The organism is Pseudomonas rosaeacicularis, assembly GCF_057128745.1.
Map to the genome: position 1 here is coordinate 34,637 of NZ_JBSKHT010000004.1, position 16,338 is coordinate 50,974.

At 58.5% G+C, this 16,338-nt stretch carries 11 protein-coding genes; 5 read left to right on the forward strand and 6 right to left on the reverse strand.

The window, feature by feature from the left end; genetic code table 11:
* Positions 1-280 precede the first annotated feature (280 nt).
* Complete coding sequence (locus tag ACWKWM_RS06875) at positions 281-1,183, forward strand: 2-hydroxy-3-oxopropionate reductase (RefSeq protein WP_483845415.1); 903 nt, start codon at positions 281-283, stop codon at positions 1,181-1,183.
* 234 nt (positions 1,184-1,417) lie between these two features.
* On the opposite strand, the gene glgB is transcribed toward ACWKWM_RS06875, so the two are convergent.
* From glgB to ACWKWM_RS06890, 3 genes are read right to left on the reverse strand one after another with little or no spacing between them, the layout of a single operon-like run.
* Positions 1,418-3,661 (reverse strand): 1,4-alpha-glucan branching protein GlgB, encoded by a 2,244-nt coding sequence (glgB, locus tag ACWKWM_RS06880; protein ID WP_483845416.1) that lies wholly within the window; start codon positions 3,659-3,661, stop codon positions 1,418-1,420.
* 2 nt (positions 3,662-3,663) lie between these two features.
* Positions 3,664-6,984, reverse strand: coding sequence for a maltose alpha-D-glucosyltransferase (treS, locus tag ACWKWM_RS06885; protein ID WP_483845417.1), 3,321 nt, complete (start codon positions 6,982-6,984; stop codon positions 3,664-3,666).
* 17 nt (positions 6,985-7,001) lie between these two features.
* Positions 7,002-9,038 (reverse strand): alpha-1,4-glucan--maltose-1-phosphate maltosyltransferase, encoded by a 2,037-nt coding sequence (locus ACWKWM_RS06890; protein ID WP_483845418.1) that lies wholly within the window; start codon positions 9,036-9,038, stop codon positions 7,002-7,004.
* A gap of 305 nt (positions 9,039-9,343) precedes the next feature.
* Between ACWKWM_RS06890 and ACWKWM_RS06895 the strand changes: the two genes are divergently transcribed.
* Positions 9,344-9,520 carry a hypothetical protein gene (locus ACWKWM_RS06895; protein WP_483837063.1) on the forward strand — a complete coding sequence of 59 codons (177 nt, stop codon included), beginning with the start codon at positions 9,344-9,346 and terminating at the stop codon, positions 9,518-9,520.
* 171 nt (positions 9,521-9,691) lie between these two features.
* On the opposite strand, the gene ACWKWM_RS06900 is transcribed toward ACWKWM_RS06895, so the two are convergent.
* Positions 9,692-10,213, reverse strand: a complete 522-nt coding sequence (locus ACWKWM_RS06900) for an MgtC/SapB family protein (RefSeq protein WP_483845419.1) — start codon at positions 10,211-10,213, stop codon at positions 9,692-9,694.
* Positions 10,214-10,361: 148 nt separating this feature from the next.
* On the opposite strand from ACWKWM_RS06900, the gene ACWKWM_RS06905 reads away from it, so the two are divergent.
* The 3 genes from ACWKWM_RS06905 (at position 10,362) to mapR (ending at position 13,066) form a co-directional block, all read left to right on the forward strand.
* The gene (locus tag ACWKWM_RS06905) at positions 10,362-10,610 is read left to right on the forward strand and encodes a DUF3203 family protein (protein WP_483845420.1); all 249 of its coding nucleotides are present in this window, start codon (positions 10,362-10,364) and stop codon (positions 10,608-10,610) included.
* A gap of 338 nt (positions 10,611-10,948) precedes the next feature.
* Complete coding sequence (locus ACWKWM_RS06910; protein ID WP_483845421.1) at positions 10,949-11,137, forward strand: DUF2790 domain-containing protein; 189 nt, start codon at positions 10,949-10,951, stop codon at positions 11,135-11,137.
* Positions 11,138-11,611: 474 nt separating this feature from the next.
* Positions 11,612-13,066, forward strand: coding sequence for a GntR family transcriptional regulator MpaR (mapR, locus tag ACWKWM_RS06915; RefSeq protein ID WP_483845422.1), 1,455 nt, complete (start codon positions 11,612-11,614; stop codon positions 13,064-13,066).
* Positions 13,067-13,327: 261 nt separating this feature from the next.
* On the opposite strand, the gene ACWKWM_RS06920 is transcribed toward mapR, so the two are convergent.
* Positions 13,328-14,074, reverse strand: coding sequence for an SDR family oxidoreductase (locus ACWKWM_RS06920; protein WP_483845423.1), 747 nt, complete (start codon positions 14,072-14,074; stop codon positions 13,328-13,330).
* A gap of 60 nt (positions 14,075-14,134) precedes the next feature.
* Positions 14,135-16,225: a putative bifunctional diguanylate cyclase/phosphodiesterase gene (locus ACWKWM_RS06925; protein WP_483845424.1), complete on the reverse strand. Its 2,091-nt coding sequence runs from the start codon at positions 16,223-16,225 to the stop codon at positions 14,135-14,137.
* Positions 16,226-16,338: the final 113 nt, after the last annotated feature.

Sequence of the window (16,338 nt, forward strand, 5' to 3'; positions counted from 1 at the left end):
CGCCTCGCGAATGAATTCGCTCCTACAGGGTTTAGCAGGCACACCACCGATTCTGTAGGAGCCAACTTGTTGGCGAGCGCTTCACGCGGAGTGTCAGGCACAACGCCTCGCGAATGAATTCGCTCCTACAGGGTTTAGCAGGCACACCACCGATTCTGTAGGAGCCAACTTGTTGGCGAGCGCTTCACGCGGAGTGTCAGGCATGCCGCCTCGCGAATGAATTCGCGCCTACAGGGGGTAGCGCCATGCAATCAATTTTCAATAACAAAGGACAACTCTCATGGCTAACATCGGATTCATCGGCACCGGCATCATGGGCCAACCCATGGCGGAAAACCTGCAGAAAGCAGGTCACCAACTGTTCCTCTCCAACCACTTCGCTGCCCCGCCCGCCTCCCTGATCGATGGCGGCGCGACGGTGTTGAGCAACCCCAAAGAAGTGGCACAGGAAGCTGAATTCATCATCGTCATGCTGCCCGACACCCCGCAGGTGGACGAGGTGCTGTTCGGCGAAAACGGCATCAGCCAAGGCACAGGCGCGGGCAAGGTGGTGATCGACATGAGTTCGATCTCGCCCTCCGCGACCAAAGTCTTCGCCGAGAAAATCAACGCCACCGGCGCGCAATATCTGGATGCGCCGGTGTCCGGCGGCGAAGTCGGCGCCAAGGCTGCAACGTTAAGCATCATGGCCGGTGGCAACCAAGGCACCTTCGACCGCGCCCTGCCGTTGTTCCAGCGGATGGGCAAGAACATCACCCTGGTCGGCGGCAATGGAGACGGCCAGACCGCGAAAGTCGCTAACCAGATCATCGTTGCGCTGAACATTCAGGCCGTGGCCGAAGCGCTGTTGTTCGCTTCGAAAAACGGCGCGGACCCGGCCAAAGTACGTGAAGCACTCATGGGCGGATTTGCCTCGTCGAAGATTCTCGAAGTCCACGGCGAACGCATGATCAAGGGCACCTTCAACCCGGGTTTCCGGATCTCGCTGCACCAGAAGGATCTGAACCTGGCCCTGCAAGGCGCCAAGGAACTGAACCTGAACCTGCCCAACACCGCCAACGCCCAGCAAGTGTTCAGCACCTGCGCGGCCCTTGGCGGCAGTGATTGGGACCACTCGGGTTTGATCAAGGGCCTTGAGCACATGGCGAATTTCTCGATTCGCGGGGATCACAAGCCGGATTAATGATCCGCGCAGTGCATGATTCTGTAGGAGACAACTTGTTGGCGAGACGTATTCATCGGTGGATCAATAACGCCGCCTCGCGAACAAGTTCGCTCCTACAGAGGACCGCGTCAGGCGAGAGAAATGTACCGGGTGTAACGCACTCATCGCGAGCCCCCACCCCACAAAAACCAAAACGCCCCCGCAAGACATCTTGCGGGGGCGTTTTTTTGGAGCTTCAGTTGCTGCGAGGAGTTACTCCTCGATAGCACCCGGCACTGGTTTGAGGATCAACACCGCCAGCGGCGGCAGGTTCAGCAGCAGCGAGAACGGCTGGCCGTGAGCCTTGGTGTCGTCGGTGCGCACGCCACCGCCATTGCCGACGTTGGAACCGGCGTAGGTGCCAGCGTCACTGTTGAGCAACTCGGTCCACTTGCCGCTGAACGGCACGCCAATGCGATAGCCTTCGCGCGGCACCGGCGTCAGGTTAGCCACCACCAGCACCGGCTCGCCGTCCTTACTCCAGCGCAGGTAGGCGTAAACGCTGTTGGTCGAGTCATCGCCAATCACCCACTGGAAACCTTGAGGCTGACAATCCTGATCGTGCAGCGCTTTCTCCGACCGATAAAGCCGGTTCAGATCGCTGACCAACGTGTGTACGCCCTTGTGCTCGGCATACTGCAAGAAGTGCCAGTCCAGTTCGGTGTCGTGGTTCCATTCGCGCCACTGGCCGAACTCGCAGCCCATGAACAACAGCTTCTTGCCCGGATGCGTCCACATGAACGCCAGATAGGCCCGCAGGTTGGCAAACTTCTGCCAGCGGTCGCCCGGCATTTTGTCGATCAGCGAGTGCTTGCCGTGAACCACTTCATCGTGGGAGATCGGCAAGATAAACCGCTCGGACCACGCGTACACCAGACCAAAACTCAACTCGCTATGGTGGTGCGGACGGTGAATCGGATCTTGCTCGATGTAATGCAACGTGTCGTGCATCCACCCCATGTTCCATTTGTAAGTGAAGCCCAGACCGCCCTGCTGGGTAGACTGCGACACACCGGGCCAGGACGTCGATTCCTCGGCGATGACCAGCGCGCCCGGCGCCTCGATCGCAACCACATCGTTCAGATGGCGCAGGAAATCGATGGCTTCAAGGTTCTCACGACCGCCGTAACGGTTCGGCACCCACTCGCCGGCTTTACGCGAATAGTCGCGATACAGCATCGACGCCACCGCATCCACCCGCAAGCCGTCAATGTGAAAATGCTTGAGCCAGTGCAGCCCGGACGCCAGCATGAAACCGTGAACTTCGGTGCGGCCCAGGTTGTAGATCAGCGTGTCCCAATCCTGGTGAAAACCTTCCTGCGGGTTGCCGTATTCATAAAGCGCCGTGCCGTCGAATTGCGCCAGACCGTGGGTGTCGGTCGGGAAGTGAGCCGGCACCCAGTCGAGGATCACACCGATGTCGTTCTGGTGACAGGCGTTGACGAACGCGGCGAAATCGTCCGGCGAGCCGTAACGCGCAGTTGGCGCAAACTGAGACAAGAGTTGATAGCCCCATGAGCCACCAAACGGGTGCTCCATGATCGGCATCAGCTCGATGTGGGTGAAGCCCAGTTCCTTGATGTACGGAATCAGCTTGTCAGCCAGTTCGTGCCAGTTATACGGGCGATCCGGCTCGTCTTCCTCGCCGTGGTGCCACTGCCACGACCCTGCGTGCAGCTCGTAGATCGACAGCGGCGCATCCAGGCCGTGTTTTTGACCACGGGTCTGCATCCAATCGTTGTCCTGCCAGTCGAAACGCAGCGGGGTTGCCACTCGGGACGCAGTATCGGGCGGCAGCGTTGTCGCCAGAGCCATGGGGTCGGCCTTAAGTGGCAAGATGCCGTGCTGGCCGAGAATCTCGTATTTATAGGCCTCGCCCGGCGTCAGACGCGGAACGAAAATCTCCCACACACCGGACGGATGACGCTGACGCATCGGGTGACGACGGCCATCCCAGCTGTTGAAATTACCCACCACCGAGACGCGACGGGCATTAGGTGCCCAGACAGAGAAGCGCACGCCGTCCACGCCATCAACGTTGACCACCTGCGCGCCAAACGCGCTGCTCAGGTCGCGGTGGTTGCCTTCGGCGAACAGATACAAATCCATTTCGCCCAATAGCAGACCGAAGCTGTAAGGGTCTTCGGTGATCTGCTCGCCGGTCGCCCAGCTGATCTTCAACAGATACGGCTGACGCGTCGGAAAATGCCCGGCAAAAAAGCCCGGCTTGTCGCTCATCGTCAGTTCGCCCAAGTCCTCGTGGTTGTCGCGGGACAACACGCGAACGGCCAGAGCATTGGGCAGGTAGGCACGGATGATTTGTCCGTTTTCGCCATCGCTGTGCGGGCCGAGCATGGAGAACGGATCGCGGTGTTCGGCGCGGATCAACGCGTCCATGTCTACAGCATTGGGCAACACATTGTGGTTGCCTTTGCCGAATTGGTCAGACGCACTCATTTTCACTCTCCATCAGACAATGTCAGCAACCCACGCAAGCCTTGCAACGGCACGGACAACCAGGTCGGGCGGTTTTCAGCTTCATAGGCCACTTCATAAGCAGCTTTTTCCAAGGTGAACAGAGCCAGTGCAGCGCCCTCGCCCTTGGCATCTTTCCAGTCATGGGCCATGTCCGCCGTGGCCTTGCGGTAGCCATCAATGAACGCTTCACGTGCCTGGGTCAAATAAGTTTCAGCTACATGCAGACGCGCCGTTGTAGCTTCCGGCGAGTTGTCCGCACTTTGGGCGTTGCGTACGGCCATGGCGGCAGCGTAGTCGAAAGAACGCAGTACACCGCTGACGTCTTTGAACGGGCTGTATTTGGCGCGACGCTCCTCGAGCGGACGTGCTGGCTCACCCTCGAAGTCGATCAGGTAAGCATCACCCTTGACCACCAGCATTTGCCCCAGGTGCAAGTCACCGTGAACCCGCATGCGCAAGCCGCCCACGGTGCGTTTGGCCAGGGTCTGCACCTGCGCCAGCAGCGGTTTGCGCTTGCCCAACAGCTCGCTGACCAGTTCCTGATCATCGGCTTCCAGGGTATTGCGATGCTGTTCCAGCAACTGCAATGCACGTTCAACCTGAGCGCTGACGCTTTTCGCCGACGCCTGACTGTCCTTGACGCTGGTGGTCTCGGCTTTGAAGTCAGGATTGTCAGTCGCGGTGCTCAATACAACGTGCATCTCGCCCAAGCGTTGACCGAGCAGCCCGGCAAAATCCTTGAGTTCCAGCAGTGCATTGGCGTGCTGTTCAACCTCCGAACGCCCCCGAGTCATTTCATCGCGCACTGCGCGCTCGAGGTTGTTCTGGGTCCATTCCCAGGCATCGCCCTGATTGCTCAAATAACCCTGGGCAATCATCAGCAAATTGCTTTGCCCTTCGGGATCGACCCGGACCACGGCGCCCAGCAATGGCGAGATGTGTTTGTATCCGGCCTTGGTCAGAAACGCGCCCATTTCCAGTTCCGGGTGCGTGCCGGCTGCGACACGGCGAATCATTTTCAGCACCAGCGCCTTGCCCACCACCACCGAGCTATTGGACTGCTCGGCCGACAGGTAACGCACTTCCGATTCGCTGTTGAGGCCCAATGGCGCCAGCTGCGAAGTCTGTTCAAAGCGCAGTTCTCCGTCATTGCAAGGCAGCACTTTTTCTTCCTGCATGCCTTGAATCACCGCACGAATGAACGGCTCAAGGGTAAAGGCGTCAGTGATCAAACCGACCTGACGGCCGCGACGCACGCGGGCCAGCGCCAATTGCTGTGGCAGCGGGCTGCTGATGTCGTCTTCAGCCAACAAGCCGAACGGCAATTGGTAGCGAACCGTCTCGCCGCCTGAAGTGACTTCGATCTCACTGAGCAGCACTGGGCGCTGTGCATCGCCGAAACGTACGGCGTACGCAATATTGACCTTGTCGATGGCCGTGCCCTTGCCCGCAAACCAGCGACGCTTTGGCAGATAGACAGAAAGCGAGGCGTTTTCCATGGTGCCGCGCAGGGGTTCGTCGAGCAGTTCTTCCAGACGACTTTTGAGGACCATCGTCGGGAAGTCCGGCATGCTCTGGGCCGGTTCCACGTGCCAGCTAGGCATTTGATTCTCCGATGCCAGCACGAACCAATAGAAGCCGTACGGCGGCAACGTCAACAGGTAGTTCAGCTGGCCAATAGGTGGGAAGGCGCTGCCGCCCAGCATCTCCACCGGCACCGTGCCGGCATATTGTGACAACTCAAGCTCAGCAGCCTGAGATGCACTGGATACGTTGGCGACGCACAGGATGATTTCGGTTTTGCCGTCAGGCCCCGTGTATTCACGGGTGTAGGCCAAAATGCGACGGTTGCTCGGCGAAAGCATTTTCAGGCTGCCGCGACCAAAGGCTTTCTGCTGCTTGCGCACAGAAAGCATGCGCCGGGTCCAGTTGAGCAGCGAATGCGGATCGCTGTTCTGAGTCTCGACGTTGACCGACAAGTAACCGTACAGCGGGTCCATGATCGGTGGCAGCACCAGGCTTGCCGGGTCGGCGCGGGAGAAGCCGCCATTGCGGTCGATCGACCACTGCATCGGCGTTCGCACGCCATCGCGGTCACCCAGATAAATGTTGTCACCCATGCCGATTTCGTCGCCGTAATACAGGGTCGGCGTCCCGGGCATCGAGAGCAACATGCTGTTAAGCAGCTCTACTCGACGTCGATCGCGCTCAAGCAACGGTGCCAAGCGACGGCGAATCCCGAGATTGATGCGGGCGCGCTTGTCGGAGGCGTAGTAGTTCCACAAATAGTCGCGTTCACGGTCAGTGACCATTTCCAGCGTCAGCTCATCGTGGTTACGCAGGAAAATCGCCCACTGGCAGTTTTCCGGGATTTCCGGCGTCTGGCGCAGGATGTCAGTGATCGGGAAACGGTCTTCCTGCGCCACGGCCATGTACATGCGCGGCATGAGCGGGAAGTGGAACGCCATGTGGCATTCGTCGCCGTCCTTGCCCTTCTTGTCACCGAAATACAATTGAGTGTCTTCAGGCCATTGATTGGCCTCGGCCAACAGCATGCGATCCGGGTAATTGGCGTCGATTTCGGCACGAATCTTCTTCAGGACGACATGGGTTTCCGGAAGATTTTCGTTGTTGGTCCCGTCGCGCTCGATCAGGTACGGAATCGCGTCCAGACGCAGGCCGTCGATGCCCATGTCCAGCCAGTAGCGCATGACTTCCAGTACGGCTTCCATGACCTGCGGGTTGTCGAAGTTGAGGTCCGGCTGGTGGGAATAAAAACGGTGCCAGAAGTACTGACCGGCCACCGGGTCCCAGGTCCAGTTGGACTTCTCGGTATCCAGAAAGATGATCCGCGTACCGTCGTATTTCTGGTCGCTGTCGGACCACACGTAGAAGTCGCGCGCCTTGGAGCCTTTCTTCGCAGTGCGCGCTTTCTGAAACCACGGGTGTTGGTCCGAGGTGTGGTTGATGACCAGCTCGGTGATCACCCGCAGCCCACGTTTGTGGGCCTCGGAGATAAATTTCTTGGCGTCGGCCATGGTGCCGTAATCGGTATGCACACCGCGGTAATCAGCGATGTCATAGCCGTCGTCACGCCGTGGCGACGGGTAGAACGGCAGGAGCCAGATGGTGTTGACACCCAGTTCGGCAATGTAATCGAGCTTGGCGATGAGCCCCGGGAAGTCGCCAATCCCGTCGTTGTTCGAATCGAAGTAAGACTTGACGTGTACCTGGTAAATCACGGCGTCCTTGTACCAAAGCGGATCGTCGATGAAAGCAGCATTCCGAGGCTTTTTCGCCATGTTGACATCCCTTTTAATTATTGATTGGCGACTTGAAAACGCCAGATGCCGAAAGGCTGATAAGCAGGGTCGATGCGCATGAACTGGTTCTTGCCGTACCAGTTCCAGGTATGGCCGGTCATCAAATCTTCACCGGTGGTCACTGCATCGTCCGGCAGGCCCAGTTCCCACAGCGGCAATTCGAAATTGGCCTCTTGTGGATTCACCGGATCGAGGCTGACGGCGACCAGAATGAAGTTGCTGCCGTCTGCACTGCGCTTGCCGAAGTAAAGAATGTTGTCGTTGAACGCGTTATAGATCTGCAGCCCCAGGTGCGTCTGCAATGCCGGGTTCTGCCGACGAATGCGGTTGAGCTGGGCGATCTCGGCAATGATGTTGCCGGGCGCGGTGTAATCCCGGGGGCGAATCTCGTATTTCTCGGAATCGAGATATTCCTCTTTGCCAGGGACTGGCGCCGATTCACACAATTCAAAGCCCGAGTACATGCCCCACAGGCCAGAGCCCATGGTCGCCAGCGCAGCGCGGATCAAAAACCCCGGGCGACCTGACGCATGCAGGAACGGCGGGTTGATGTCAGGCGTGTTGACGAAGAAGTTCGGACGGTAGCAGTCACGCCATGGCGCCTGATTGAGCTGGGTCAGGTATTCGGTCAACTCGGCCTTGGTGTTGCGCCAGGTGAAATAGGTGTAGCTCTGGGAATACCCGACCTTACCCAGACGCGCCATCATCGCCGGTTTGGTGAAGGCCTCGGCAAGGAACATCACGTCCGGATGCTGACTGCGAATATCGGCAATCATCCACTGCCAGAAAGGCAGCGGTTTGGTGTGCGGGTTGTCGACGCGGAAGATCTTCACGCCCTCTTCCACCCAGCTCAGCACCACGTCACGCAGCTCCAGCCAGAGGCTCGGAATCGCATCCGGGGCGTAGAAATCGACGTTCACGATGTCCTGATATTTTTTCGGCGGGTTTTCCGCATAACGGATCGTGCCGTCCGGGCGCCATGAGAACCAGCCCGGATGCTCTTTGAGCCACGGGTGATCCTGAGAGCACTGAATGGCGAAATCCAGCGCAATTTCCAGACCATGCTCGGCCGCAGCCGCGACCAGGTTACGGAAGTCTTCGCGAGTGCCGAGCTGAGGGTGAATCGCTTCGTGTCCGCCGTCAGCGCTGCCGATGGCGTAAGGGCTGCCCGGATCATCAGGGCCCGCCTGCAACGAGTTGTTCGGACCCTTACGGTGCGAACGCCCGATAGGATGAATCGGCGGGAAGTACAGCACGTCAAAGCCCATATCTCGGACCATAGGCAAGCGGCTGTGCACGTCGTTAAACGTGCCGTGGCGCGCCTTGTCGTCGGTGATCGAGCGTGGGAACAGCTCATACCAGCTGGCGAATTGCGCCAGTTCACGCTCTACGTCCAGCGGAAATTCAATACTGCGGCTCAGGTAGGCGTGGTTGTCCGCCTGGGCCATAGTGGTGGCAGTCTCGCTATTCAACAGCAGCGTCACCTGGACATCCTGATCCGGGCTTTCATTGAACTGCTTTAACAGTGCCTCGATCTGCGAACGGACTTCACCCGAGCTGCGCTCAATGGCGTGCACCAAGTGCAAGCGCCCTTCTTCCAGTTCCAACCCGATGGGCACGCCAGCGGCGTACTTCTTCTCCAGCTCATAGCGATAGCTGGCGAACTGATCGATCCAGGCTTCCAGACGAAATACGTAAGTAGCGACGCTGGTGGGGGTGAACTCACCGATCCAGCTGTCGTTGACCAGTTCGCGCAGGTGCGAGGTCTGCCATTCATCTTCATCAGCGGCCCGCCAGCACACCCGCACGGCCATTTTGTCGTGACCGTCGGCGTAAACTTTGCTGGTGACTGACACAGGCTGACCGACGATGGCCTTGACCGCGAACTGGCCGCCGTCGATGACTGGCGTGGTGTCTTCTATGACGATTCTGGGGAGCTGCAGCGCCTGGGTCAGCGGCAGCGGCCGGGTAAGATGGGGAACATCGGTGGCCAGGGAATCCGGACCGTATGGCTGATCAGCAGTCACATTCATCGAGCATCACTCCTCACGCCGCTGGGACGCTCCTTGTGCGAATCCATTCAATTGAATATCCCTGTATATAGAAGAAAGGCGAGCTCGTCGGAGCCAAGGACGTCCAACGTCGCCGCATAGGTTCCGAGCGCTTGCTGTTGGGAAAAGTTCAACGACTTTGTCGCGCGCAAGAGCGTATTCATCCTGCGCCATGCAGAGCGTAGCCGGGGTCAGGGATTTGGCTTGAGTCATTCCAGACAGCGCGCTGTCCTACTTTGGGAGCGTCGCCCGTTTTCTTCATAAGTCCGCGTCAGGAAGGTGAAGCAATGAATATCCCGATCCCCGCAGAAACCCCCGATCCGAACATCGACGACCCTGAATTGCCGGTGCCAAAACCCAGTGAGCCACCGCCCGATACCATGCCGCCGGTGATCGAACAGCCGATGGGTGATCCGCCGTCCAAAGAGCCGCCGGCTGTGCTGGATGATGGGTTTCCTGAGTAACTCTTAACCTGATCGCATCTTTATCCCCCGTGGGAGCGGACCTGTCCGCGAAGGCTTTCTGCCAGACGAAATATTTATATCGGCTGAAATGACGTCTTCACGGACAGATCCGCTCCCACGGGTTCTGTAACTGTCGGCAGAATCTACGCAGTTCGATGATGGCGGTTGTCGCTACGGCTCATCCGTCCCGCCTTCACGCTTGGACGGCGGATCAAACCGGTTCACGATCCAAGGCATCAGGCTGAAGATCCCCAGCGCCAGGATCGTGCTCAGTACCGCCGTCGCTTCACGTCCCATCCCCGCTGCAATGCCAATCGCCGCCGTCATCCACAACCCTGCGGCAGTGGTCAGGCCTTTCACCTGATTGGCGTTGATCTCTTTGCCCTTCAAGATAGTGCCCGCGCCAAGAAACCCAATCCCCGCCACAATCCCCTGCACCACTCGACTCAGTGCTGCGTCATCGGCGCCGGCCATGCGCGGCACCAGCACAAATAGCGCTGCACCCATCGCCACCAGCATGTGCGTTCGCACCCCGGCCGCCTTGCCCTTGTGCTCGCGCTCAAAGCCCAGAATGCCGCCAAGCACGGCCGCAATCACCAGGCGCACCGTGACGCGGGTCAATTGCGAGGGGTCGGTAATATCGGAAAACTCCGCTTGTAGCGTATCGACGACTTCTTGCCACCAACTGTTCATATTCATTCCTTTGCACACTATCGTGAAGGATGGACAGCGAACGGCATGCAGCGTGCGGAATTCGCCGCGCTAACCTGTGGTCGGGACGGCACGAACATCGGCACCTAGCGCAAGTCCTAACTAGACAACAACAACGAGGAGAACGGCCATGCCACTGGAATTCGACAGCACCCACCAACACTGCACCGCTGTAGTCGACGGCGCTGAACACCGCAGCGCGGTGATCGATGTGGTGATCACCACCAACGACACCACTCACATGTCTGAGGCCAACATCGGCGGCCAACAGGTGCCGATCACCGAGGCCGAAGCGGATGCGCTGACGGTGTATCAGGCCAAAGACATGCGCCATCACACGATCGGGGTTGAGCCAGGTGAAGACTCTCCGGTGATTTGAACCGGACCCAAAGGCAATGCGTTTTACACAGCTTTTCAGGTATTAGTGCGGAGTTCTAACTCCGCTTAATACCGACAACAGTTCATTACTGAAATCAATATAATGCGCGTTGGTATTCGTGTCGGTGATGTTTACTATCACTTGGCAGGATTTCCCCATGAGTGAGAATGCGCAGAGAATCAGTTCCAGAAGCAAACCAAACAACGATTTGCTCATTAACTAATCACTCAGACGTCTGGAGCACTAACATGAAAACTTTAGCCTTCGTAGCACTTTCACTGGTCAGCGTATTCGCCATGGCCGATGAGAATGTCACCAGCGTTTCCGGTTCGCAAGCCATGAGCCAGACTCAGAAATACAACCAGCACAAGGGCCTCGACATCGCCAAAGTCGTCAGCAGCTCCACTGCTCAAGACCCACAAAATGTAGACGGCCCTGTAAAAGCAACAATGGTGTATGTCGACGGTTCCGGTGTTCGCCACAACCTTGATTACACCATCTTGGGTTATGGTCGTCAGAATGGTTGATAAGGGTCGAACTAACGGCCTACTTATTTACCGATACAAAGAAAGCGCTGCCTTAATTGCAGCGCTTTTTTTTGGTTAATTAAAAAGTGTCTTATTAGTTTAATCCCAACTATCAGCTCTCCACACAGAACGGTTAGGTCATCATTGATCTAGGATCAGAAGCAGAACCCGTGAGAGCAGACCTGTCCGCAAAGGGGCCGGTACATCCAACGCATCTATTCATCTGAACCCCCGCTTTCGCGAACAGGTTCGCTCCCACAATGAATTTAAGGCGCTGCTTTCATTTTTATCTGGCGCCTGACCCGTTGGAGCGAGGCTTGCCCGCGAAGCTGTCGCCCGATTTATCTATGTGGAACCGGGCTGAGCCTGATCTGATCCGGTATTCCTCGCTGAAAGTGACGCTGTTTCTGGATCAGATATGCATCCATAGTGGTGCGGATTTATCACCGACGCTCACCCAGGCGAGCTTTCCCCATGAAGCGTTATGAAAAGTTTGCAGAAGACATCGCCGAGCTGATCCGCTCTGGCGTGCTCGCCGCCGGGCAGCGGGTGCCGTCGGTGCGCTATGCCAGCCAGACCCACGGCATCAGCCCGTCTACGGTGTTTCAGGCGTATTACCTGCTCGAACGTCGCGGCTTGATACGCGCGCGTCCCCGCTCCGGTTACTTTGTCAATGACAGCTACATCGGCCAGGCGATTGCAAGACCGGAACCCATAGGACCCGCAGCCGAACAGGTCAAGGAAACCACAGAAGTGGACGTCAGCGAGCTGGTGTTCTCGGTGCTCGATTCAATCAAAGACCCGAATACCGTGCCGTTTGGCTCGGCATTCCCCAGCCCCCTGCTGTTTCCGTTGCAGCGACTCGCCCGCTCGTTGGCCAGCGCGACCCGTGACATGGACCCCCGGCTGACCGTGACCGACCTGTCGCCGGGCAATCCGCTGCTGCGTCGGCAAATCGCGCTGCGCTACATGGTCGGCGGCCTGATGCTGCCGATCGAAGAATTGCTGATCACCAATGGCGCGCTGGAGGCGTTGAATCTGTGCTTGCAGGCCGTCACACAACCGGGGGATCTGGTGGCCATCGAATCCCCGGCTTTCTATGCCTGTTTGCAAGTGCTTGAGCGCCTGAAACTCAAGGCCGTGGAAATCCCCGTACATCCGCAAACCGGCATTGACCTGGATGTGTTGGGGGAAGCACTGAACCGCTACCCGATCAAAGCCTGCTGGAGCATGACCAACTTCCAGAACCCCACCGGCGCCAGCGTCCCCGAAGAGCGCAAACGGGCGTTGGTGGAGTTGTTGCGCGAGCATCAGGTGCCGCTGATCGAGGACGATGTCTACGCCGAGCTGTATTTTGGTCAGCACGCGCAAAAGCCTGCCAAAGCGTTTGATACCGAAGGGCTGGTCATGCATTGCGGCTCGTTCGCCAAGAGTCTTGCCCCCGGTTATCGGATCGGCTGGGTGGCCGCTGGTCGGTTCGCTCAGAAGGTCGAACGGCTGAAGCTGATGACCTCGCTGTGCGCATCGATGCCGGCGCAAGCGGCGATTGCCGACTACTTGCAACACGGCGGTTACGACCGCCATCTGCGCAAGCTGCGTAACGCGCTGGAAGATCAGTCCCAGGCGATGCTGGGCGCCGTGGCACGACACTTCCCACCACAGACCCGCGTCAGCCAGCCCTCAGGCGGCTACTTTCTGTGGCTGGAATTGCCAAAGCAGGTGGACTCGTTGAAAGTGTTTCAAGCGGCGCTGGCCCAAGGCATCAGCATCGCCCCGGGGCCTATTTTTTCACCGACAAGGCGCTTCAAGCACTGCATTCGCCTGAACTACGGCAGCCCTTGGAGCGACGTGTCGGAAAAAGCAATGGAAACACTGGGCATGATCGTTCGGTCGTTGATGGACGTGACACATCACACCAACCCCCTGTAGGAGCCAACTTGTTGGCCAGACGCAGAATTTGATCACTCCTGACGCCGACTCGCGAACAAGTTCGCTCCTACAGTGAAGCTGCAATGCTGCCGAAATATCAGGCTGACGCAAACCCCGTGGGAGCGAACCTGTTCGCGAAAGCGATATTTCAGGCGATAAAAATGTATCGGATGCATTGGCCCATTCGCGGACAGGTCCGCTCCCACGAAGTTTGTATTTGGCCAATACCAATGCCATCGCCGAGGACATTTTTAACGGCAATCAGCGACCACCACCCAAATCTATGAACGTGCCGGTCGAGTAGGACGCTTTGTCAGACAGCAACCACAAAATGGCTTCAGCCACTTCATCCGCCAGGCCGCCGCGGCCCATGGGGAGGGTCGGCTCCAGTTTGCTGACGCGTTGGGCATCGCCGCTCAGGGCGTGGAACTCAGTGAAGATGTAGCCGGGACGCACCGCGTTGACCCGCACGCCCTCACCCGCCACTTCCTTGGCCAGGCCAATGGTGAAGGTGTCCAGCGCGCCTTTGGAGGCGGCGTAATCGACGTATTCCCCCGGCGAACCCAAGCGCGCGGCCACCGACGACACGTTGACGATGCTGCCGCCGTGCCCGCCATGGCGTGGCAACATCCGCTGCAGCGCGTGCTTGGTACAAAGCATCGGCCCGACCACGTTGCTCATCATCATTTTGAGCAAGCGAAACTCCGACATCGATTCCACCCGCGACGCTTGGGCCACGGTGGCTGCGTTGTTCACCAGCGCCGTTAGCCGGCCCATTTCCGAGTCGATGCGCGCAAACAGATGAATGATCTCATCTTCGTTGCTGACATCAGCCTGCACGGCAATGGCGTAACCACCGGCTTCGCGGATCTGACCGCACACCCGCTCAGCCGCCGCGTGGTTGTTCAAATAGTTGATGCAAACGCGATAACCCTGTGCAGCCGCCAACAGAGCGGTAGCTGCGCCGATACCGCGCGAACCACCGGTAATGAGGAGATTTTTATCCATGGAATGCTTTTTCCGAATCAATGCCCAATGCTGTTCTTGGTGTGTGCCAAGGGTGGAACGTCAGTCGCCGGCCTTGGCTGGCCGCAGCTGCGCGGCGTGAATATCGGCCATGAAGCGCTCGGCCGGCAGCGGATGCCCCAGCAGATAACCTTGCAGCGAATCACAGCCCAGCCGGGTCAGAAAATTGCGCTGGCTGCTTGTTTCAACGCCCTCCGCGACGATCCGCAGATTGAGCGCCTGACCGAGCGCCACAATCGCTGACACAATGGCCGCATCGTCGCTGTCGTTCTCCAGATCACGCACAAAACCGCGGTCGATCTTCAATTCATTGGCCGGCAGGCGCTTGAGGTACATCAGGCTCGAATAGCCCGTACCGAAGTCATCAATGGACAGGTCCACGCCCATATCCGAGAGCTGTTGCAGCACGGTCATGCTGGCGTCGGCGTCGCTCATGGCAGTCGTTTCGGTGATTTCCAGAGTCAGGCTGTTGGCCGGCAGCCCATGCAGGCTCAATGCGCTGGCGACGGTGTTGACCAACCCGGAATGACAAAACTGCAGCGCCGACAGATTCACCGCGATGCGCCAGTCGGTGTAGCCCATGTCGAACCAGACGCGCATCTGGCGGCAGGCTTCATTGAGCACCCATTCGCCGATGGAGATGATCAGCCCGGTCTTTTCCGCCAGACCAATGAATTTGTCCGGCATCAGCAACCCGTGCTCCGGGTGATTCCAGCGCACCAACGCCTCGGCGCCGACCGGTTGACCGTCGCCGGCATTGAATTTGGGCTGGTAATGCAGACAGAACTGGCCCTGCTTGAGGGCAACGCGCAAATCCTGGAGCAGCTGCAAATGGTTGCGGGCGTTGGTGTTCATCGATGAATCGAAGAAGCTGTAGCCGTTTTTGCCCGCACTTTTGGCGTGGTACATCGCCGCATCGGCGTTCATCAACAGTTCCTGCTGGGTCTGGCCGTTACCGGGGTACAACACGATGCCGATACTGACCGACACCTGAAGCTCGTGGTCGCCCACCGTGAAATGCTTACCAATGAGCGCCACTTGCCGCGCCGCCACAGTGTTCACGTCCTCGATATCTTCTACTTCCACCAGCAGGATAAACTCGTCACCGCCAATCCGCGCAAGGGTGTCGTGACGGTGAAAGTTGTCCCGAAGCCGCATGGCCACAGCGCGCAGTAACTGATCGCCGACGTGATGACCGAAGGCATCGTTGACCGGCTTGAATCCATCCAGATCCATGAACATCAACGCAAAATGACCGCCCAGCGTGTCGGCCTTGAGCATTGCCTGCTCGATGCGGTCGGCCAGCAGCACTCGATTGGGCAGGCCAGTGAGCGTGTCATGCAACGCCAGTTGCGTCAGCTCCCGGTTGGCCTCGCTCAGAGAATTGGAGAGCACGGCGGTGCGGGCTTCCAGCCGCGCATCCAGAATCGAGGCCAATAACGTGATGGTCAGCACGGCCAGACTGGTGACCAGCACCAGTTTATCGAGGCCGTCGGTGCGCAGGCCGCCGGCCAAGGCCCCGCAAAAGCTACCTTCAGGGAAATTTGCCGCCGCCATGCCGGTGTAATGCATGCCCACAATCGCCAGGCCCATCAACACCGCGGCGCCGCCTCGGGCGAGCCTGACGTAAGGCGTGTGCTTGCGCAGGCGAAAGGCAATCCACAGTGCCGCAGCCGAAGCGGTGACCGCAATTATCAAGGAGGCGCCGAACAGGGAGGGATCGTAGTCGATGCCCGGCTGCATCCGCAGCGCCGCCATGCCGGTGTAGTGCATGGTGCTGATGCCCATGCCCATGGCCAGGGCGCCGAAGATCAGCTGCCAAGCGGGTAGCAGCGGCTGACTCACCAGCCACAGCGCAAGCCCCGACGACAGAATGCCGATGGCCAGAGACAACAAAGTAGCGGGCAGATCGAAGCCCAGATCAATTGGCAGTTTGAAGGCCAGCATGCCGATGAAGTGCATCGACCAGATGCCGATGCCCATGGACAGCGCGCCGCCGCAGATCCACATCCATACCGCGCGCCCCTTGGCCGAAGCGATTCTACCGGCCAGGTCAAGGGCGGTATAGGACGCCAGCATCGCGACCAGAATCGAAATCACAACCAGAGAAAATGTGTAATGCCCAATCAGCATGGCGGCGACTCATTACTACAACGGAATACGGTCAACGAGACAAGAAAACTCGGTGCGCGATTGTACCGGCTAGCCAGAAAAAAGCCCGTGTATCCGACGAAATCATGGCAATA